Source organism: Lysobacter sp. GQ73, assembly GCF_059758755.1.
Window position 1 is genome coordinate 393,891 of the sequence record NZ_JCAXEE010000004.1, and the last position, 20,183, is coordinate 414,073.

Annotated in this window: 22 protein-coding genes; 3 read left to right on the forward strand and 19 right to left on the reverse strand. The window is 68.8% G+C overall.

The window, feature by feature from the left end:
- Positions 1–144: 144 nt before the first annotated feature.
- The 15 genes from ptsP to AC6CH2_RS14320 all read right to left on the reverse strand — a co-directional run bounded on the left by ptsP (position 145) and on the right by AC6CH2_RS14320 (position 12,105).
- Entirely contained in the window at positions 145–1,854 is a 1,710-nt protein-coding gene (gene ptsP / locus AC6CH2_RS14250; protein ID WP_498269788.1) for a phosphoenolpyruvate--protein phosphotransferase, read from the reverse strand.
- Positions 1,855–1,867: 13 nt separating this feature from the next.
- Entirely contained in the window at positions 1,868–2,137 is a 270-nt protein-coding gene (locus tag AC6CH2_RS14255) for an HPr family phosphocarrier protein (RefSeq protein ID WP_498269789.1), read from the reverse strand.
- Positions 2,138–2,190: 53 nt separating this feature from the next.
- Positions 2,191–2,583, reverse strand: coding sequence for a PTS sugar transporter subunit IIA (locus AC6CH2_RS14260; protein ID WP_435394354.1), 393 nt, complete (start codon positions 2,581–2,583; stop codon positions 2,191–2,193).
- A gap of 310 nt (positions 2,584–2,893) precedes the next feature.
- Positions 2,894–3,229, reverse strand: a complete 336-nt coding sequence (locus AC6CH2_RS14265) for a hypothetical protein (RefSeq protein ID WP_498269790.1) — start codon at positions 3,227–3,229, stop codon at positions 2,894–2,896.
- A gap of 44 nt (positions 3,230–3,273) precedes the next feature.
- The gene (locus AC6CH2_RS14270) at positions 3,274–3,630 is read right to left on the reverse strand and encodes an EF-hand domain-containing protein (protein ID WP_498269791.1); all 357 of its coding nucleotides are present in this window, start codon (positions 3,628–3,630) and stop codon (positions 3,274–3,276) included.
- A 388-nt stretch (positions 3,631–4,018) separates the two neighbouring features.
- Positions 4,019–4,930: an RNase adapter RapZ gene (rapZ, locus tag AC6CH2_RS14275; protein ID WP_498269792.1), complete on the reverse strand. Its 912-nt coding sequence runs from the start codon at positions 4,928–4,930 to the stop codon at positions 4,019–4,021.
- Positions 4,927–5,877, reverse strand: coding sequence for an HPr(Ser) kinase/phosphatase (hprK, locus tag AC6CH2_RS14280; protein ID WP_441330420.1), 951 nt, complete (start codon positions 5,875–5,877; stop codon positions 4,927–4,929). Before hprK ends, rapZ begins: the two co-directional genes overlap by 4 nt.
- A gap of 165 nt (positions 5,878–6,042) precedes the next feature.
- Positions 6,043–6,507: a PTS sugar transporter subunit IIA gene (locus AC6CH2_RS14285; RefSeq protein WP_498269793.1), complete on the reverse strand. Its 465-nt coding sequence runs from the start codon at positions 6,505–6,507 to the stop codon at positions 6,043–6,045.
- A gap of 42 nt (positions 6,508–6,549) precedes the next feature.
- Positions 6,550–6,879, reverse strand: coding sequence for a ribosome hibernation-promoting factor, HPF/YfiA family (hpf, locus tag AC6CH2_RS14290; protein ID WP_031370939.1), 330 nt, complete (start codon positions 6,877–6,879; stop codon positions 6,550–6,552).
- A 231-nt stretch (positions 6,880–7,110) separates the two neighbouring features.
- Positions 7,111–8,517 (reverse strand): RNA polymerase factor sigma-54, encoded by a 1,407-nt coding sequence (locus tag AC6CH2_RS14295; protein WP_498269794.1) that lies wholly within the window; start codon positions 8,515–8,517, stop codon positions 7,111–7,113.
- An 82-nt stretch (positions 8,518–8,599) separates the two neighbouring features.
- Positions 8,600–9,319 carry an LPS export ABC transporter ATP-binding protein gene (lptB, locus tag AC6CH2_RS14300; protein WP_435394360.1) on the reverse strand — a complete coding sequence of 240 codons (720 nt, stop codon included), beginning with the start codon at positions 9,317–9,319 and terminating at the stop codon, positions 8,600–8,602.
- Entirely contained in the window at positions 9,319–9,846 is a 528-nt protein-coding gene (lptA, locus tag AC6CH2_RS14305; protein WP_498269795.1) for a lipopolysaccharide transport periplasmic protein LptA, read from the reverse strand. Before lptA ends, lptB begins: the two co-directional genes overlap by 1 nt.
- Complete coding sequence (gene lptC, locus AC6CH2_RS14310; protein WP_498269796.1) at positions 9,827–10,393, reverse strand: LPS export ABC transporter periplasmic protein LptC; 567 nt, start codon at positions 10,391–10,393, stop codon at positions 9,827–9,829. Before lptC ends, lptA begins: the two co-directional genes overlap by 20 nt.
- Positions 10,390–10,938, reverse strand: coding sequence for a KdsC family phosphatase (locus AC6CH2_RS14315; protein WP_498269797.1), 549 nt, complete (start codon positions 10,936–10,938; stop codon positions 10,390–10,392). Before AC6CH2_RS14315 ends, lptC begins: the two co-directional genes overlap by 4 nt.
- 141 nt (positions 10,939–11,079) lie before the next feature.
- Complete coding sequence (locus AC6CH2_RS14320) at positions 11,080–12,105, reverse strand: KpsF/GutQ family sugar-phosphate isomerase (RefSeq protein ID WP_498269798.1); 1,026 nt, start codon at positions 12,103–12,105, stop codon at positions 11,080–11,082.
- A gap of 247 nt (positions 12,106–12,352) precedes the next feature.
- Here AC6CH2_RS14320 and AC6CH2_RS14325 point away from each other — a divergent pair, with 247 nt between their 5' ends.
- Together AC6CH2_RS14325 and murA are read left to right on the forward strand one after the other, a co-directional pair.
- The gene (locus AC6CH2_RS14325; protein ID WP_435394365.1) at positions 12,353–12,592 is read left to right on the forward strand and encodes a BolA family protein; all 240 of its coding nucleotides are present in this window, start codon (positions 12,353–12,355) and stop codon (positions 12,590–12,592) included.
- Between the two features lie 177 nt (positions 12,593–12,769).
- Positions 12,770–14,023: a UDP-N-acetylglucosamine 1-carboxyvinyltransferase gene (gene murA / locus AC6CH2_RS14330; RefSeq protein ID WP_498269799.1), complete on the forward strand. Its 1,254-nt coding sequence runs from the start codon at positions 12,770–12,772 to the stop codon at positions 14,021–14,023.
- 316 nt (positions 14,024–14,339) lie between these two features.
- On the opposite strand, the gene AC6CH2_RS14335 is transcribed toward murA, so the two are convergent.
- The 3 genes from AC6CH2_RS14335 to purN form a co-directional block, all read right to left on the reverse strand.
- Positions 14,340–15,038 carry a DUF3108 domain-containing protein gene (locus AC6CH2_RS14335; RefSeq protein ID WP_498269800.1) on the reverse strand — a complete coding sequence of 233 codons (699 nt, stop codon included), beginning with the start codon at positions 15,036–15,038 and terminating at the stop codon, positions 14,340–14,342.
- Positions 15,039–15,755: a DUF3108 domain-containing protein gene (locus AC6CH2_RS14340; RefSeq protein WP_498269801.1), complete on the reverse strand. Its 717-nt coding sequence runs from the start codon at positions 15,753–15,755 to the stop codon at positions 15,039–15,041.
- 88 nt (positions 15,756–15,843) lie between these two features.
- Positions 15,844–16,527 (reverse strand): phosphoribosylglycinamide formyltransferase, encoded by a 684-nt coding sequence (gene purN / locus AC6CH2_RS14345; protein ID WP_498269802.1) that lies wholly within the window; start codon positions 16,525–16,527, stop codon positions 15,844–15,846.
- A 377-nt stretch (positions 16,528–16,904) separates the two neighbouring features.
- On the opposite strand from purN, the gene AC6CH2_RS14350 reads away from it, so the two are divergent.
- The gene (locus tag AC6CH2_RS14350) at positions 16,905–19,082 is read left to right on the forward strand and encodes a tetratricopeptide repeat protein (RefSeq protein WP_498269803.1); all 2,178 of its coding nucleotides are present in this window, start codon (positions 16,905–16,907) and stop codon (positions 19,080–19,082) included.
- Between the two features lie 332 nt (positions 19,083–19,414).
- Here AC6CH2_RS14350 and AC6CH2_RS14355 read toward each other — a convergent pair whose 3' ends face one another.
- Positions 19,415–19,876, reverse strand: coding sequence for a hypothetical protein (locus AC6CH2_RS14355; protein WP_498269804.1), 462 nt, complete (start codon positions 19,874–19,876; stop codon positions 19,415–19,417).
- Positions 19,877–20,183 lie beyond the last annotated feature (307 nt).

Genomic DNA, 20,183 nt, shown 5'->3' on the forward strand with positions numbered 1-20,183 from the left:
AGGGTCAGATGTTCATGCGGCGATTATCGCCCCTGCAGCTTACAAAGCCCAGCTTTCACGTTCGCGTCGGAAGACAGCGTGATCGGGCCGCCCGGATGAACGACGCGACGTACCGAGCCGAGGCAGCGCGGGCCGAGGCCGCGCTCAAGCGCGCAGCCAGGCCTCGATGCCGGCGCGGTCGCGGGCCCGCAAGAGTGCCGGCGCGCGCTTGCGCAGCACGCCGAGGTCGAGGCCGCGGATCGCGCGGCGCAGCTCGAGCAGGGTCGCCGGGTGCAGGCTGAATTCCTCGAGCCCCAGCGCCAGCAGCAAGGGGGCGAAGTTCGAATCGCCGGCCATTTCGCCGCACACCGCGACCGGCTTGCCGCGCGCCTGGGCCAGGCGGATCACGTCGCGGATCACCTTCAGCACCGCCGGATGCAGCGGCGTATACAGCTCGCTCAGCGCCTCGTTGTTGCGGTCGACCGCGAGCAGGTACTGGACCAGGTCGTTGGTGCCGATCGACAGGAAATCGATGGTGTTGATGTAGCCGGGCAGGGCGATCGCCGCGGCCGGCACTTCGATCATCGCCCCGAGCGGCACCTGATCGGCGATCTCATGGCCCTGCCGGCGCAGGTCGGCGGCGACCCGGTTCAACAGCCCGCGCACGGTGCGCATTTCTTCGGCCGAGCTGACCATCGGCACCAGGATCCGCACCGGGCCGTAGCCGGAGGCGCGCAGGATCGCGCGCAACTGGGTCTCGAGCAGGCCGTCGCGGGCCAGCGACAGGCGCACGCCGCGTACGCCGAGCGCCGGGTTGGGTTCGTCGCGCAGGGCCAGGCCGGTCTTGTCGGCCTTGTCGGCGCCGAGGTCCAGGGTGCGGATGGTGACCATGCGGCCGGTCATGCCGAGCACGACGTCGCGATAGACCCGGAACTGTTCGTCTTCGTCGGGCAGTTCGTTGCGCTGCAGGAACAGGAATTCGGTGCGGTACAGGCCGACGCCGGCGGCGCCGAGCGAATGCGCCTCGGCTACGTCCTCGCGCGATTCGGCGTTGGCGTACAGCTTGATGTCGACCCCGTCGAGGGTGCGGGTCGGCTCGCGGCGCAGGCGGTGCAACTGCTTGCGTTCGCGGGCGAGCTCGCGGGTACGCACGCGGTGGCTGCGCAGGTCCTCGGCGTTGGGTTCGAGAATGACCGTGCCGGTGGCGCCGTCGACGACCAGGGCGTCGCCGTCGTTGATCTTGAGCAGCGCCTGGGCGGTGCCGACCACGAGCGGCAGATGCAGGCTGCGGGCGAGGATGGCGCTGTGCGACAGGGTGCTGCCGGCGGCGGTGACGATCGCCATCACCCCCTGGGCCTGCAACTGCGCCAGCTCGGCCGGGGCGACGTTGTCGGTGACCAGGATCTCGCCGGCTACCCCGGAGGTATCGTGGTCGCGCCGGTGCAGCGCGGCGTGGATGCGCCCGATCACCTGGTCGATGTCGTCGACGCGGCTGCGGAAGTAGGCGTCGTCCATGGCCTCGAACACCGAGGCGATGCGGTCGCGCTGCAGACGCAGGGCGTAGTCGGCGGCGTAGTGGCCGCTGCGGATCAGCTCGTCGAGGCCGTGCAGCAGCTCCGGGTCGTCGAGCAGCAGGGTATGCAGATCGAGGAATTCGCCGACCTCGTGCGCGAGCGCGCCGTGCAGGCGCTCGCGCAGGGTGTGCATTTCGTTGCGCACGGTGTCGATGGCGACGTGCAGGCGGGCCAGTTCGGCCTCGACCTGGTCGTGGCCGATGCGTTCCTCGGCGACTTCCAGCGCATGCGGCAAGCGGACGCGGGCACGGCCGAGCGCGCTGCCGCGCGAGGCACCATGACCCTGGAATTCCTGCCTCATGCGCGCCTCCGGCTCAGCTGTCTTCGTCGAAGCGACGATCGAACAGGGCGATCACCGCGTCGGCGGCGCTGGTTTCGTCCTCGCCCTCGACGCGCAGTTTGACGTGGGTGCCCTGGCCGGCGGCGAGCAGCATCACCCCCATGATGCTCTTGGCGTTGACCTCGCGGCCCTTGGCGGTGAGCGTGGCGTTGCTGCGGAAGGCCGACAGCACCTGGACCAGCTTGGCGGTGGCGCGGGCGTGCAGGCCGAGTCGGTTGGAAACAGTCAGGTCGCGTTCGATCATGTCGGGGTCCTCAGGCAATGGTCTTACGCGTCGTTGCGAGTCGCGTCATGCGGTCAGGCGTCATCCAGGATCACACCGTTGCGGGCGCCGGCGGAGGCGACCGCGGGCAGTTGGTCCAGTTCCAGCTCCGAATAATTCATCACCCGCAGCAGCATCGGCAGGTTCAGGGCCGACACTCGCCGCACCGGCGTGCCCAGCCGCGACACGCGCGCGGCGAGGTTGCTCGGCGAGGCGCCGTAAAGGTCGGTCAACACCAGCACGCCGTCGCCGTCGTCGACGCGGCGCAGCGCCGCGCTCGCCAGCGGCAGCAGAGCGTCGGGGTCGGCGTCGAACGGGACCTCCAACGCTTCAGTGCGCAACGGCAAGGGGTTGAGCAGGCGGTTGGCGACGGCGACCAAAGCGCTGCCGATACCGGAATGGGTGATGAGAAGGACGCCGACTGACATGCCGCCAACTTAACAGAGCGGAGTGACAAGCCGGAAGCGCCGAATGCGGCGGTCCGCGGGCATGGCAGCGCAGGGCCCGGCCGAGCGCCGGGGAGCGCGGGCAACTGTTTGATTCTGCGTTCGCGGATCGCTGGAGGGAGCGGGCGGTGGTGGGGCAGGGCGCCGCGTCGGAGCGCGCAGTCGTTGCCGGAACGCCGCCCCAAGCGATGAGAGGCAGCGGATCGAAGGCGCGCTGGCCAGGGCCGGCGGACCGGGTTCACGAACGCAGCGGGCCGCGAAAACGACCCGCTGCATTATCGGTGAGGCGGCGTCACTGCTTCGACGGGGCTTGGTCCGCGGTCGGCGGTGGGGGCGCGGTCGGGTCGGTCGGGGTCGGTTGCGGATTCTGGGTCGGCGGGGTGTCGGTGGGGGTATCGGTCGGCGGCGGCAAATGAGTCGCAGGCAAGTCCGAGGGTGCAGCGTCGGCCGGCGGACTGGTGTCCGTGGCCGGTGCGGGCGCCGGTCCCGGGTCGGTCGTGGCCGGAGCCGGCCCGTTCGACTCCATCGGCGCCGGGTCGGGCTTGTCGCAGCCGCTCAGCAGGCCGGCCGCAAGCAAGGCGCCCAAGGCCAGGGCCAGGGCGCGAGGGTGTGTCGGGGAAGTATTCATCGTGATCCTCAGCTGTCGGGAAGGAGGGTCGCGGCGGGAAGAGGTTATTTGTCGCCGCTGCGCTGGCCGTGACCGGCTTGGTACTCGGCCAGGGACAGGGCACCGTCGCCGTCGTGATCGTGCGTGGCAAAATTGGCGGCGAGGCGCGCATCGAGCGCGGCTTCGTCGCGGCTGATCTTGCTGTCGCCGTTGCTGTCGAGGTCGGCAAAGTTCGCCGGCACGGTGGTATCGGCCGGCGGAGGCATCGGCGCCTGGCCGCGTTGATCGTTGACCGGCGGCTCGGTTCGCTGCATCGCATCGCCCGGTGGCGCGGACTGTGCTTGGGCCATTACCGCCGGCGCCAGGGCGAGCGCGCCGACCGCAAGCAGCATCGGCGTGAGGCGGCGGATCGTGCTTTTCATGGCGGTGCTCCGTAGGAGGGACGCACCGGAGCGCTCGGCATCCGGCACAGGCCGAACCTAATGCGAGGCCTGCAAGCGTCGCGACACGGCAATGGGAAAATTTTGTAAGGATGCCGAGCCGGTCGACGGCGAGGCTCGGAACGGTTCAGATCGCCGCGATGGGCGCAGCACGGATGGCTTGCTTGTCCGCTGCGGCCATTCGCGCCAACGGCAGTGCGCCTATGCACAGGGGCGGCGCCGGGCGTGGTGCGAAGCCGCGGCGGAGACGAGCGGCGCGGGGGGGGCCGTTCGCGCGAGGTCGCCTGCTTGCGCGGCCCTCGGCTCCTTAGCGACTCTGGACCTCTAAAAAAAAACCGCATCGAGGCCGGACGAGCGTCGCGCAGCGTACTCAGTCGAGTTCGCGATGGTGCACGGCGACTTCGTTCCAGCCGCGGGTACGGGCGTGTTCGGCCATGCGTTCGGCCAGGTAGACCGAGCGATGCCGGCCGCCGGTGCAGCCGAAGGCGATGGTCGCGTAGCTGCGGGTGCTGTCGGCCTGCAGGCGCGGCAGCCAGGTGTCGAGGAACTGGCTGATCTGCTCGACGTAGAGGTTCACGTCGGCCTGCGCTTCCAGATAGTCGCGCACGCCGCCGTCGCGGCCCGACAAGGGCCGCAGCGCCGGATTCCAGTGCGGATTCGGCAGCCCGCGCGCATCGAACACGAAGTCGGCATCGGCCGGCACGCCGCGGCGGTAAGCGAAGGATTCGAACAGCAGCGACATGCCGGCGTCGCCGCCCATCGCGAATTCGGTGATGACGTGGCGGCGCAGCTGATGGACGTTGAGTTCGCTGGTGTCGACGATCGCATCGGCGATCTGGCGCAGCGGCTTGAGCACCTGGCGTTCGAGCGAGATCGCATCGGCCAGGGCCAGGCCGAACTGGCTCAGCGGATGGCGGCGGCGGGTGTCGGCGTAGCGCTTGAGCAGCACGCCGTCGCTGGATTCGAAGAACACCAGTCGCGGGTCGGCACCGAGCGCACCGACCGCCGACAGCCATTCCGGGATGTTGGCCAGGTCGCTGTGGCGGTTGCGCACGTCGATGCCGACCGCGAGCTTGGTCGGCATGCCTTCCTCGGCCTTGATCACGTTCTGCACGAACTGCGGCAGCAGTTCCGCCGGCAGGTTGTCGACGCAGTAGAAGCCCAGGTCCTCGAAGGTGTTCAGCGCCACCGACTTGCCCGAGCCGGACATGCCGCTGACGATGACCAGGGTGAAGGCACTGCCCTCGCCGGACGCGGCGGGATCGAAAGGGGAGTTGCTCACGATTCGCCGCGCTCCAGGAAGTTGCTGTGCCGGGCGATGAAGGCCGCGGCCGGGTCGAGGCCTTTCATGCGCAGGCTGTGCAGCCGCGTCGCCGCTTCGGTCAGCACGGCGAGGTTGCGGCCGGGCATGACCGGCAGGGTGATCATCGGCACGTCGAGGTCGAGCACGCGGCGGATGCCGGTGTCGCCGGTCAGGCGTTCGATTCCGGCGGGTATCGGTTCGCTCATCGGCTTGGTCAGGTGCACGATCAGGCGCAGGTATTTGTTGTTCTTGACCGCGGTGTCGCCGAACATCTGGCGGATGTTGAGCACGCCCAGGCCGCGCACTTCGAGCAGGTCCTGGAGCATGTCCGGGCAGGTGCCGTCGAGCACGTCGGGCGCGATCTGGGTGAATTCAGGGGCATCGTCGGCGACCAGGCGATGGCCGCGGGTGACCAGCTCCAACGCGAGTTCGCTCTTGCCCGATCCGGATTCGCCGGTGATCAGCACGCCGATCGAATAGATTTCCATGAACACCCCGTGCAGGGTGATCTGCGGGGCGAGCGCGCGCGCCAGGTGGTATTGCAGGTGGTTGAGCAATTCGTGGCCGCGGCGCGGCGAAACCCACAGTGGGGTGTCGGTTTCCTCGGCGGCGATGCGCAGGTCCTCGGGGCAGGGCTGGTCCTTGCTGATGACCAGGGCCAGGGGCCGGAACTGGATGATCTTCTCGATCGTTTCCCAGCGCAGCCGCGAGTCCAGGCCGTCGAGCCAGGTCAGCTCCTCGGTGCCGAGGATCTGCACCTTGTTGGGATAGATCGCATTGAGGTAGCCGGCCAGCGACGGGCGCCGCGCGACCGTGTTGACCGCCTCGACCAGGCGGCCGTCGCCGCGTTGGCCGGCCACCCAGCGCAGGGCGAGCCGCTCGCGCTGCTGTTCGAACAGTTCGCCTGCACGGATGCTCTTGCTCATGGGCGCAAGTTTACGAGCAAAGCGATGGCAGTGTCCGCACCGATGCGCAGCCGGCGGGGGCTCCTGCGGCGTGAAAGCGCTGGGCCGACGCGGCGCCGGGACGCTTGCCGGAAAAGCGCTTCGAAGCGAGCGCCGCTCGAATCGAGGTTTCTGCGAAGGCAGGGCTCAGGCCGCGCTGCGGCGGCAATGATCGAGCAGGCGGTAGCTCAGCTCGGCGACGGTCGGCGCCGAGCGCAATCGCTCGAGGAAGCTGCCGTCGGCGAAGCGTTCGGCGAGCTCGGCCAGCAACAGCAGATGCTGCTGGACGTGGTGCTCGGGAATGGCCATGGCCAGGATCAGGTCGACCGGGCGTCCGTCGATGGCGCCGAAATCGACCGGCTGGGCCAGCCTGAGAAAGGCGCCGCGGCTGTGTTCGAACAGGGGCGTGCGCGCATGCGGGATGGCGACGCCGTGGCCGATCGCGGTGCTGGCGAGCCGTTCGCGTTCGCCCAGGCTTGCGCGCAGGGCGAACGCAGTGGAGGAATTACCGTCGCAGAGCATGCGCGCGGCGACATCGAGCACGGTATTGCGATCGCCGGGTTCGACCAGGATCGCGACCCGTTCCGCACTCAGTAATTCATAAAGCGGCATGACGGCGTGTCTGGATCGATGACCGGGCCCCGTAAACCGGTTTCAGCCGACGAATTCGCCGTTGCGTGCGAGGCTTTCGCCGCGGTGATGGTCGACTTGCTTGCTCTTGTGTTTCATCAGCAGGCGGTCGAGCTTGTCGGCGAGCAGATCGATGGCGGCGTACATGTCGATGGCGGCGGCGTCGCAGTGCAGGGTGCGGCCGGCGATGAGCACGGTGGCCTCGGCGCGATGGTCGGGCTTGTCGAGACTGAGCTGGGTACGCACGTCGAAGGGTTGGTCGAAATGGCGCTGCAGGCGGGCCAGCTTGGTTTCCACATAGTCACGCAGGGCTGCGGTGACTTCCAGTTGCTGGCCGTGGGTTTCGATACGCATCGGAGACCTCCTTCACGTCGCGGGAGAATGCAGACTGGGCTCCGGGCCGTCGGTCGTCGACGGCTCCGGGGGCCTGTTTGACGCCCTGGCCGGGGCCAGGGATTCCAGCATCGCACGCCCAGTTCCAGGTGCAAGTGGCCAGACCGCAACAATGGTCGTAGGCCGGGCCTAAGTCGCTGATTCGTTGGGAAATAGAGCCGAAATCCGGCGGATTTGCGGAATCTGGCGGGCTTACGCCATGCGCACGCGTTCCTGCGACGAGGGGATGCTCATCGCCTCGCGATATTTGGCCACGGTGCGGCGCGCGACCGGCACGCCGGTGGCCTTGAGAGTTTCGGCCAGACGCGCGTCGGACAAGGGTTTGCGCGGGTTCTCGGCCTCGATCAGGCGCCGGATCATGGCCTGGATCGCGGTGCTGGAGGCCTCGCCGCCGGAGCCGGTGTCGATGCCGGAGGCGAAAAAGGCGCGCAGCGGCATGGTCCCGCGCGGGGTGCGCGCGTACTTGCGGGCGATCGCGCGCGAGACCGTGGACTCGTGCAGGCCGACTTCGTTGGCGACCTCGCGCAGGGTCAGCGGGCGCAGCGCACTGTCGCCGAATTCGAGGAAGCCGGCCTGTTGCTTGAGCAGGCAGCGCGCGACCTTGAGCAAGGTGTCGCCGCGCGCTTCCAGGCTCTTGAGCAGCCAGCGCGCTTCCTGCAGATGCCCGCGCAGATAGCTGGCGTCGGAAGCGCTGGCGTGGCGGATCATGCTTTCGTAGCCGCGATGGATCGAGATGCGCGGGCGCATCGCTTCCGACAGCGCCACCCGCCACAGGCCGTTCTGGCGCCAGATCACCACGTCCGGGGTCACGTAAGTGTCGGTAGAGATCGCGCCCATCTGCGCGCCGGGACGCGGGTCGAGCGAGCGCAGCAACTGCACCGCAGTCTCGACCTCGGCGATGTCGCGCTTGAGTTCGTTGGCCAGCCCGGTCGCGCCGATCCGCGGCAGGCGTTCGAGCGGTTCGCCGGCGATCACCAAAGCCAGGGTCTTGCCGGGGGTGTCGTCGGACAAGGTGCTGAGCTGCAGGCTCAGGCACTCGCTGAGCGAGCGCGCGCCGGAGCCGACCGGGTCGAAGCGCTGCACCTGGTGCAGCACGGTCGCGACTTCTTCCTCGCTGACCCCCATCGCCAGCGATTCGACGATCGCCGACAGGCTTTCGCGCAGATAGCCGTCGTCGTCGATCGCCTCGATCAGGGCCACGCCGATGCTGCGGTCGCGCTGCGACAGCGGGCTGAGGTGCAGTTGCCACAGCAGGTGATCGTGCAGAGTCTCGGCCTCGGCGACCTGTTCGGCCGCGGGCGAGTCTTCGTCGTGGTCGGAAGGGCCGACCCGTTCGTACCACGTCTCGCCGTCGTCCATCGTCCATTCCGGCTCAGCGGTCGGCGCTTCGGCGCCTTCCTCGACGCTCGGCGGCGCGCGCGGCTCGTCTTCGTTGACCGCGGACGGATCGGTCCAGTCGAGCAGCGGATTGCTCTCGATCGCGGTGGCCAGCTCGGCTTCCAGTTCGACAGCCGACAACTGCAGCAGGCGGATCGCCTGCCGCAATTGCGGTGTCATCACCAGCTGTTGTCCGAGCGAGGCTTGGAGGCGAGGCTTCATCATCGATTGCTAACGCGACCTGAGATGGCTGTCGGCCCGGGCCGCGCGTCGTGGGCGTCGTCCGCGCCCGGTAACCGCAAGGTTACAGACGGAACTGTTCGCCCAGATAGACACGACGGACATCGGGATTGGCCAGCAGCGCGTCCGGAGCCCCCTGCGCGAGCACGCCACCGTCGTTCAGGATATACGCCCGGTCGCAAATGCCCAAGGTTTCACGGACGTTATGGTCCGTGATCAACACTCCGATGCCGCGATTCTTGAGATGGCGCACGATTCGCTGGATCTCGCCGACCGAAATCGGGTCGACGCCGGCGAAGGGTTCGTCCAGCAGCATCAGGCGCGGGCGGGCGGCCAGGGCGCGGGCGATTTCGACCCGGCGGCGCTCGCCGCCGGACAGGCTGGCGCCGAGCTGCTCGGCGACGTGGGTCACCTGCAGTTCCTCCATCAGGCTGGCCAGCTCGCGCTCGATGCCGGCGCGGTCGAGGTCGTCGCGCAGTTCCAGCACCAGTCGCAGGTTGTCGGCGACGCTGAGCTTGCGGAACACCGAGGGTTCCTGCGGCAAATAGCCGACGCCGTACTTGGCGCGGGCGTACATCGGCTCGGCGGTGATGTCCTTGCCGTCGAGGACGATCTGGCCGGCATCGGCCGGGACCAGGCCGACGATCATGTAGAAGCAGGTGGTCTTGCCGGCGCCGTTGGGGCCGAGCAAGCCGACGACTTCGCCCGCATCCAGGGTCAGGCCGAAGTCGCGCACTACTTCGCGCGAGCGGTAGGCCTTGCGCAGGCCTTGCGCGACCAGCATCAGCCGCCTCCCTTGGCCGGCGCGGCGGTCTTGCTCTTGGGCTGCAGGCGCATGTTCACGCGGCCGCCGGTGCCGCCGCTCTCGACCTGGCCGGTCTTGGAGTTGTAGACGATGCGTTCGCTCTTGATGGTGTCGCCGTTCTTGTCGACGTAGGCGTTGCCGGTCAGGACGATGGTGTCCTTCGGCATGTCGTACTCGATCTTGTTGGCGCGGCCGTTGAACGGCGAACCGTCGTCGAGCTCCTGCTTCAGCGTCGCCTGCGAGCCGGTCAGGGTGACGAAGCTGATGTCGCCCGCGGCACGCTTGATGTCGGCCTTGGCGGCGTTGATGACCAACGTGCCCTGGACGATCTTGACGCCGCCGGTGAGCACGCAGGGGCCGGAGTCGGAGCTGACCGAGCAGTTGCTGCTGTCGGCGCCGACATCCATGGGCTGGTTGCGGTCCGAAGAGCGCGCGAGCGCGGCCGCCGGCGCCAGCAGAAGGGCGACCAGGCACAGCGCCGGCCAGTTAGCGGGCTTTCGCTTCATAGCGGACCTTGACGTTGGGAATGGTGACGTTCTTGGTTTCGAGATCGGCCTGCAATCCCGACCCGTTCATTATAGTGCCGGGCTGTATCAACGTCACCGGAACGGCCGAGGTGGCCTTGTTCGTGTCGGGGAACAGGTTCAGTTCCTCGGTGGTGATGTTGATCGGCTTGCCCTCGGCATTGGTGCTGTCGGCCTTGACCTGGCCGCGCAGGCGCACTTCGTCGCCCTCGGCGCTGACCCAGCCGCGTTGCGAGCGCACTTCCCAGGCCCCGCCGTTGCCGCCGGCCTTCGGCGGGATCAGGAACAGCGGGGTGGTGACGTCCAGGGTCTTCTCGTTCGGGTCGCGGGTCAGCTTCGGCGCGCGCAAGGTGAACGATTCCTTGCCCTGCCTGTTGAGCACGACCGCCTCGAACTGGTTGAGCACGTAGTCCGGGCGCGCCTCGGCGCGGCCGTCGCCGCCGTTCTTGTCGCGCTGCGACCACAGCGCCCAGCCGCTCAGCGCCGCGGCGGCCATCAGGATCAGGGTCAGCATGCCGCGCCAGCTCATCCGAGCGCACCGGTCAGCACGCGCTCGGCATGGCCTTGCGCGCCGAGCAGCAGGTCGCACAGTTCGCGCGCCGCGCCTTCGCCGCCGCGCGCCACGGTGCGCCAGTGCACGCGCTCGCGCACCCACGGGTGGGCGTTGCCGGGGGCGACCGACAGGCCGACGTGGGGCAGGATCTTGAGGTCGGCGAGGTCGTCGCCCATGAACGCGACCTGGTCCAGCGACAGCCCCAGGCCGGCGGCGATCTGCCGCACGCAGGCGAGCTTGTCGGCGACGTCGCCGTGGGCGGTGGCGCCGAGCTCGGCCGCGCGCTGAGCGGCGATGACGCCGCCGCGGGCGGTGACGAAATGCACGGCGATGCCGTACCTGCCCAGCAGCGACAGGCCCTGGCCGTCCTGGACGTGGAAGCTCTTGAGCTCGCGCCCCTCGCTGTCGTAGGTCAGCCGGCCGTCGGTCAGGGTGCCGTCCACGTCGAAGCAGGCCAGCCGGATGCGGGCGGCGCGTTCGCGGACTTCGGCGGGGTAATCGTTGAGGTGACTGTAGGGCACAGGTTTGGCGCTCGGTATTTCGGGACTCGGGACTCGGGTTTCGGGACTCGACTCGGATTTCGGGAATTTGGAATTTGGCAGGAAAGCTCTGATGCTGTTGCGAGTCCCGAGTCCCGAGTCCCGAGTCCCGAGTCCCGGCTCTTAAACCACTCTCGCACGCAACAAGTCGTGAATATTGAGCGCGCCGACCACGCGGCGTTCAGTGTCCACGACCAGCAGGCCGCTGATCTTGTGCGTCTCCATCAGCTGCGCGGCTTCGACCGCGAGCGCGTCGGCACCGATGGTCTTGGGCGAGCGGGTCATGACCTCGGAAATGCGGGTCGAACGCAGGTCCACGCCGGCGTCGTCGAGGGTGCGGCGCAAGTCGCCGTCGGTGTACAGACCGATCAGGCAACCGGCGTCGTCGACGATCGCGGTCATGCCCAGGCGCTTGTGGCTCATCTCGACCAGGGCTTCGCTGATGCTGGCATCGGCGTGGACCCGCGGCACTTCGTCGCCGGCGTGCATGATGTCGGTGATGTGCAGCAGCAGGCGCCGGCCGAGCGCGCCGGCCGGGTGCGAACGGGCGAAGTCGTCGGCGGTGAAGCCGCGCGCTTCGAGCAGGGCCACCGCGAGCGCGTCGCCCATCGCCAGCGAGGCGGTGGTGCTGGAGGTCGGCGCCAGGGCGAGCGGGCAGGCCTCGGCCGGCACGCTGACGTCGAGGTGGACGTCGGACTCGCGCGCCAGGGTCGACTGCGGCCGGCCGGTCATCGCGATCAGGCGGTTGCCCTGGCGCTTGAGCACCGGCAGCAGCATCAGCACTTCGTCGCTTTCGCCCGAATAGGACAGGGCCAGGACCACGTCGGCGTCGGTGATCATGCCCAGGTCGCCGTGGCCGGCTTCGCCCGGATGGACGTAGAAGGCCGGGGTGCCGGTCGAGGCCAGGGTCGCGGCGATCTTGCGCGCGATGTGGCCGGACTTGCCCATGCCGGTGCAGACGACCCGGCCGCGCGCGGCCAGGACCAGGTTGCAGGCGGCGGTGAAATCGCCGTCGATGCGGGCCGCGACTGCGGCCAGCGCCTCGGCCTCGATCTCGAACACGCGCCGGCCGCTCTGGGCCAGACCGGCCTGCGCCGCGGGCGACTGCAGGACGGTGGGATCGAGGGCGGGGCGTGCGGAGCTGGTCATAGAGAGGCCGTGTCGAAGGTCGCCATTTCGGACCGGAGGGCTTTCCGCTAGGCTAATCCGTCAATTCTAAGCGGTTCGTCCGCCCAGCGCCGTCCCCCGCGGCGGATCCCCTCCCGGCAGGATCCGCTCTGGGCAGCGGCCACCCCGTATTCAGCCGGCCTCCGGCCGCGCAGCGCGCCTGCGTCGTCCGCTTGCCGCTCCATCGTTTGGCCCGCGCAACGGGCCGCATCCTCCAGAGGCTCGAGTAGTGAACGCCGAAACCATCCGCACCCTGATCGAACAAGGCCTGCCCGGCGCGCAAGCGCAAGTGCGCGGCGACGACGGCGTCCACTTCGAGGCCACCGTGGTCGCCGAAGCCTTTCGCGGCAAGCTGCCGCTGGCGCGCCACCGCCTGGTCTATTCGACCCTGGGCGAGCGCATGGGCGGCGAGATCCACGCCCTGGCGCTGAAGACCCTGACGCCCGAAGAAGCGGGCAACCCGAAGTAAGCGGCCCGGGCAAGCGGCCCGAGCAGGCAGTCGAGGATGCGCGGCCAGCCAAGCGGCTGCGCCGCGAGCGGCCGCCACCGGGCCGGTGCCCGGCGGCACTTCACCGGGACCTCACCCGTCCCCGGCCGTCTGCTCTTACCATTAACGATTCTCCATTTCCCATACCCGGCTCCCTAAATGCAAAAAATCGTGGTCGAAGGCGGGCAGCCGCTCAATGGCGAAGTCCAGATTTCCGGCGCCAAGAACGCCGTGTTGCCGATCCTGTGCGCGACCTTGCTGGCCGATGCGCCGGTGACGATCCGCAACGTGCCACAGCTGCACGACGTGCTGACCACCGCCAAGCTGCTCGGCGAGCTCGGTGCCGGCGTGCGCAGCGAAGGCGCGACGATCACGGTCGACCCGACCACGGTCAACAGCCATGTCGCCCCGTACGAACTGGTCAAGACCATGCGCGCCTCGGTGCTCGTGCTCGGCCCGCTGCTGGCCAAGTACGGCGAAGCCGAGGTCTCGCTGCCGGGCGGTTGCGCGATCGGTTCGCGTCCGGTCGACCAGCACATCAAGGGCCTGCAGGCGCTCGGCGCCGAGATCACCGTCGAGAACGGCTACATCAAGGCGCAACGCAAGGGTCGCCTGAAGGGCGCGCGCTTCGTGTTCGACGTGGTCACCGTCACCGGCACCGAGAACGTGCTGATGGCCGCGGTGCTCGCCGAGGGCACCAGCGTGCTCGAAAACGCCGCGATGGAGCCCGAGATCGTCGACCTGGCCGACTGCCTCAATGCGCTCGGCGCGCGGGTCGAGAACGCCGGCAGCGGTCGCATCGTCGTGCATGGCGTCGAAAAATTGCACGGCGGCAGCCACGACGTGTTGCCCGACCGCATCGAGACCGGCACCTTCCTCGTCGCCGCGGCGATGACCGGCGGCCGTGTCACCGCGACCCACAGCCGCGCCGACACGCTGGACTCGGTGCTCGACAAGCTGCGCGACGCCGGCGCCCATATCGAAGTCGACGGCGACCGCATCACCCTCGACATGGGCGGCCGCCGCGCGCGCGCCATCGACATGGTGACCGCGCCGTATCCGGCGTTCCCGACCGACATGCAGGCGCAATTCATGGCGCTCAACTGCGTGGCCGAAGGCGTGGGCGTGATCAACGAGACGATCTTCGAAAACCGCTTCATGCACGTCAACGAACTGCTGCGCCTGGGCGCCGACATCCGCGTGGACGGCCACACCGCGGTGATCCGCGGCGTGCCCAAACTCAGCGGCGCCCCGGTGATGGCGACCGACCTGCGCGCCTCGGCCTCGCTGATCCTGGCCGGCCTGGTGGCGCAGGGCGAGACCACGATCGACCGGATCTACCACCTCGACCGCGGCTACGAAAACATCGAAGCCAAGCTGTCCAAGCTGGGCGCGAAGATCCGCCGGGTGTAAGCGGGTTTTTCTCGACGCATTCGCGACCGTCCGTTCCCCTTGGTAATTCGCCCCCTTTGCAAAGGGGGCTGCGCCTTGCGTTGTTCGGGTGCCGATGAAATCGGCTGGCGCGGGGACTGCTCTGCGTTCGGCGAAAATTGCGGCTATAAAGCGGAGCAAATTTCCTGTTCGCGCTGCTAAGTCGAATCCCTCTGCGGAAGGGGTGCCGAGGCTCTCGACGCAATTCGCTCCATCTTCCAACAACAAAAAGCCCCGCCGAAGCGGGGCTCTTGGGCGTCGCAGCGATGCGATGCCGGCGTGGTGTGGCGGGGCAGGCTCAGCGCACCGACTGCACGCGCAGGTCGATCGCGTCGGCGCCCTTGTCGCGCTGCAGGATGCGCGCCGGCACCGGCATGCCCGGGACCACCCAGGCGATGGTTTCCTTGTCGCCGTTCTTGCTGACGAGCTTGGTCGCCTGCTGCGACTTGCCGCCGACGGTGATCGCCTCCTTGCCTTCGACGGTGTAGGTCAACTGCTTGACCCGGCCGTCCTCGACCATGCGGTAGCTCAACGGCTTGCCGGCGGAGGCGTCGCGGACCAGCGCGAGGTTGATCAACAACGCGTCCAGGTCGCCGGCCTGCAGCTTGATCGGCCCGGCGCGGTCGGGCTTGACGTCGCCGGTCCAGGTGGCGACACCGCGCGCCCAGTCGTAGCTCGCGTTCTTGTTCTTGTTCTTGGTCAGCACCTTGCTGCTGTCGCTGCCGCTGAGCGGGCGCAACTGGCCGGCCTTTTCCTCGAACACGGTCGACTGCTGCAGGTTCGCCAGCGGGCTGGTCACCGCCAGGCTGTACTTCCAGCGGTTCGCGCCGGCGGCGGCGACGGTCATGCGGCCGTTGCCCTGCATGCCCATGTAGCTGGCCGAATAGTCGGCGCTGAACGGCTTGACCGCGAGCGCCGGGGCGCTGGCGAGGGCCAGCGCGGCAGCGAGCAAGGCAAAACGAATCCTGGGGATTCGACTATTCGTGTGGGTCGTCATTTATTCGTTGACTCCTTTGTATTCGACCAGACGCAGATCGTACGTGTCCTGGCCATTTTCGCGCTGCAGGATGCGCACCGGGGTGGGAACGCCGTCGACCACCCAGATCGAGGTTTCCTCGTTGCCGCTCTGCACGCGGTTGACGCGCATCGCGTTGAAGCTCATGTCGTCGACCTTGACGCCTTCCAGCTCCTGGGCCACCAGGTATTGATGGGGGCGGGCACGGCCGGAATCCACGAAGCGGTAATTCAGGGTCTTGCCCGGCTGGGCGTCGCGGACCACGGCGAGATTGATAAGCAGGCCGCTCATGTCGCCGTCGACCAGCGGGATCGGCTTGCGCCGGTGCTCCTTGACGTCGCCGCTCCACTGCGCGCTGCGCTTGTTCCAGTCGTAAACGCCGGTGATCGTGCGCTTGGAAAACAGGACCTTGCGGACCATGGTCTGGCTGAGCGGGCGGTAACCGTCGCCGACGGTTTCGAACAAGGTGCTTTGCTGCGCGGCGGCGCCGGCCAGGCCCATCATGCCGCGCTCGGCATGGATGTTCAGGTCGATCCGCCAGTGGCTGCCCTCGGGCTTGACCTGCATGGTCGCATCGCCAAGCGCCTTGCCGCTGTTGAAGACCTGGTAATTGGCCACGAACGGTTCCAGCGCGGCAGCGCTGCCGGGGAGGGCCGCGCCGATCAGCACAGCCATGAGCAAGGGCAGAGAGGACTTCATGGGCAACGCGGAGATCCTGGAGGGCTCGATTGGCGGTGCGTGGACCGCGTGTGCGAAACGCGTTGGACCCCTGCGCGGGGCGTGGCGTTCAGGCCGCGAGGCCGGTGGCCGGGTGGGTCAGATCGCCGGCGAAATCTAAACGCAGCGGCGTAAATAGCGGATGACCGTCGAGGGTGACGGTTGCGCCGTGTTCAGCCAGGCGGCCGCTGGCGGCCAGTCGCATGACCGCGAGCAAGAGCGGATGCTCGACGCCGAGCACGCGCTGGGCCAGGGCCTCGGGCGTGTCGCCGGGTTCGATTGCGACGACGGCCTGGGCGATGACCGCGCCGGCGTCGAGTTCGGGAATGACGAAGTGCACGCTGGCGCCGTGCTCGCGCTCGCCCTCGGCGAGGGCGCGGGCGTGGGTGTGCAGGCCGCGGAACTTCGGCAGCAGCGAGGGATGGATGTTGATGGTGCGGCCGCGGAAGCGTTCGACGAAGGCGTCGCCGAGGATGCGCAGGTAACCGGCGCAGAGGATCCAGTCGGGCCGGCTGGCGGCGACGGCGTCGGCGAGATCGGCGTCGAAGGCCTCCCGGCTCGGGTAGGCCTTCGCCGGGGCCGACCAGCGCAGGGCCTCGGGCACGCGCTCCAGCGCGGCCGCGCCGGGTTTGTCGGAGAACACCCCGACCACCTCGGCGGCCAGCCGGCCGGCGCCGATGGCGTCGAGCACGGCCTGCAGATTGCTGCCGCGGCCCGATGCGAGGACGGCGATCCGGGGAAGCGGCTGGGACATTGCGGGCCATCAGGTCGAGACAGGCCGGCATTTTAAGCGATTCGCCGGGTGCGCGATCTGGCGGTTGGGGGAGGTGAAAGGGGAGGTGGAGAGGGCTTGTGTTCGTGTCGTTGCCGAGGGTGGCCGGGGATCGCCGCTCGCCAGGGCGCTGCCGCGACCATCCGGTCTCGAGGCCGCGGCCCGTTCCGGCTGTCAGTGTGAAGTCTGGGCGGCGCAGACGAGCGGCGCCACGTCTGCGCGGGTGTCGATCGAGTCCACGGCCAGTGTGACCGGGTGCGCTAAATGAATCGGATCGATGAAGACTTTCCGCAACCCCATCGCTTCCGCTTCGCGACAGGATGGGCAAAGCTGCCCAGAGCGGCAGCCGGGAGCGGGGCGTGGGCAAGGACAGTTCGAGGTGTTGGGCGTTTGCGGTACTGAGCGGCTTGCTGTTGAACGTGCCGGCGGCGGCAGCGCAGGCCGGCGCAAGCGCGGCATGCCGACCGTCGCAACCGGCTGCGACGCTGCCCAAGGCGGACGAGTGCCTGCGGCGCCATGGCCTGAAGCCCGGCGGCGATCGCGCGCATGCGCTCGCCGCGCTCTACCAGGCCGGAGACCAGCGCTCGCGCGGCGGCGATTTCGCCGGCGCGGCCGGTGCGCTCGATTGTGCGCAGGCCGTCGCCGGTGCCGACGCCGGTTGGCGGGTCGATTACGAACTCGTACGGCGTCGCGGCGTGCTCGATTATCGCCAGGACTGCACCGTCGAAGCCCTGGGCAAGTTTCACCGGGCGCTGCAGATCGCCAAGCGGCACGAAGACCCGCCGGCGCAGTCCAGGAGCTGGAATAACATCGGCGCCTCGCTGCGGCGTCTGGGCGATTATCGCGGCGCCTTGGAGGCATTCCTTTCGAGTCTGAGAATTCAGCGCGGCGCGCGCGAGCCGGCCTTGGGGCCGGTGCTCAACAACATCGCAGATATCTATCGCGACCTCGGCGCGACCGACAACGCTGCGCGTCACTACGACCAGGCATTGGCCGAGTTCCATCGCGTCGGCAACTCGGTCGAAGCCGCGCACGTACTGCAGAGCATGGCCGTTCTGGCCTTGGATTCGGGCGACACGCAGCGCGCCGAAGCCCTGCTGGAGCAGGCCCTGGCCGCGTTCGTCAAAGCCGGCGAACGTACCTATCAGTTGCGCGTGCATGCCGAACTCGGCCGCGCCGCGATCCTGCGCGGCGATCTGGCCAAGGCGCGCGACTGGACCGAACGCGGTCTCGCCCTGGCGGCCGAAGACGGCGTGCGGCCGCCGGCGCCGCTGCAATTGCAGGCCGCGCGCGCCGCGCGTTTGTCCGGACAGGCACGAGCGGCGCAAGTGCGCCTGAGCGATGCCTTGTCGAGCCTGCCGGCGCAGGACAGCGACCGGCCGGCACTGTTGGCCGAGCTCGCCGACGCTTACGAAGCCCTGGGCGAATGGCCGCGCGCGCTGGCGACCTTGCGCGAGTCCGAAATCGCCGCGCGCACTTTGCGCGAGGCGCGCTACGACCGCGAGATGAAATGGATGCAGATCCGCTTCGAGACCGCCGAACGCGACCGCACCATCGCCGCACTCGCCGCCGAGAACGAAGTGCGCGCACTCAGTCTCCGGCAACGCACGCTGGCCTTGTGGCTGACTGCAGTGTCGGCGGTCGCCGCCGTGCTCGGGCTGCTGGTGTTCTTCCTGCGCCGGCAACAGCGCGCCCGCCTCGCCGAAGCCGCGCGGCAGGCGCGCCTGGCCGAGGAAGTGGAGTATTACCGCCGCGCCGCGGCCGAGCTCGGCGTGGACCGCAAGCGCTTGCAGGCCGCACTCGACAGCCGCGACGACGCGGTGCTGATCCTCGATGGCGGCGGCCAGGTGCTCGCGGCCAATCGCAGCGCCGGACAATTGCTCGGGCAGGCCGGCGACAGCCTGCCCGGCCGCGGCTTCGGCGAACTGCTGGGCGAGGCCGACCGGGCGCGTTTCGCCGAGGCCCTGGAGCGGCTCGACGAGTCCTCGGCGTCGCAGCGCCTGGATTTCCGCCTCGACGGCGGCGCCTTGCGTGCGCAGCTCAGCGAGACCGGGCAGGGCGAAGGTCTGATCGTGCTCGGCCTGGACCCACTCGCTGCCGGGCAGGCCGAGCGCGTTGGCCTGGAACCGCTGCGCATCGACGCGGACGCGACCGATGCGCTGGCCGACGTCGAAGCCGGCCCGGCCCTGGGCGCCGCCGCCGACGAGGCGATGCGCTCGTCGTTCCGTCGCGCCCTGGTCGAACTGATGCTGGCGGTGGTCGAGGCTTGGGAACGCAGCACCGGCCAGGGCCGGCTGGAACTGGCCGAGAAAAGCCGGATCTGGCGGGTCACCGTCGACGACGGCCGCTTGCGGGCGCGGGCGATGGAGCGTTACCTGAGCCTCGCCAAGCTGCCGCGCCAGCCGCGCTGGCGCGACGTATTGCGCTCGGCCTACTACGTGCTGGCCGAGTGCCCGCTGGAAGAACCGGTGCGCAGCGAACTGCAAAAGCACGTCGATACGGTGCTGACCTATACGCGACGCCACGCGCTGGTGTGAGCGGCTCCTTGCTCGTCGATCCGACCCCCTCGGATCGAACCACCAGCGCGCGGCGGCACGGGTGAACGGGTGCGCTGCGCATCCATGAACGCCGGGCGCAGTACGCCCTGGCCGGGCCGTAGAGACTTCAGCTCGCAGCGAGTTCAGATCTGCGCGATTGCCCCGATTCGTCATCCCGCGAAGGCGGGGATCCAGGGCTCTACCGCGGCATGGCTGCGAAGTCTGCGGATCCCCGCTTTCGCGGGGCGACGCTGGGGCGGTTTCGCCGCCTACGGCGAGGTGTTTCGCCGTTACGGGTAGTCGGCCTCGCTTCCTACGGCCCGCGCTCGCGCTTACGGCCGCACCCCCTGAGTCGCCTTCGTCAGCCTGATCGGCGTACCGCTGGGCACCTGGCAACGCACGCACAGGCCCTGCAGGTTCGGGGTGTTCGGGCCGAAGCTGTAGGCGGAGTGGTGCAGCAGGGCGTCGGTGTAGGTCGCCGGCGAGCTGACCTGGGCGATGCTGCCCGGGGCGATCTGTTCGCAGTACTGGAAGGCGCGGCGGGTCGCGACCGCCCAGTGGTCGTCGACGATGCCGCAGCTGCTCGGCGTGCACATGCCGCCCGGGGGCAGCCGGATGCCGCCGCTCAGTTCGCGCTGCTGGAACTCGAGCAGGTCCTGCGAGCTGAAGTTGAACGAGCCGACCACGGTCATGCGCGCGCCTTCCTGTGCGCAGGCGCCGTCGGTGTCGTGGGCGAGGGCGGCGGTGTTGAACAACGCCGCCGCGAGAATGAATCCCTTGAGTGTCGTACGCATGTCCGCCCCCTGTAGGCGAAGCTCGATGGAAGCCCAGCCTACGAAGGGCGCCGAAGCCGCGTCCAAGCAATTCGGGGACCAAAGCGGGAACGAATCGGCGCGAATTTGTCGTACGGCACGATCGTGCTGTGACCTCTTTGGCAATCCGCTCGTTCATCGCCGCCCCCGATCGCGAAACCTTCCCGCCGTGTCCCGGTTCGGTCCCTGAACGTTCCTAGCAAATCGATTCGCGCCGACGGTAAATGGACATGTCGCCGACGCGGCGTCGGCCCGGTCAACGCCGGGCTCGTCCATCGGACGGACGCAC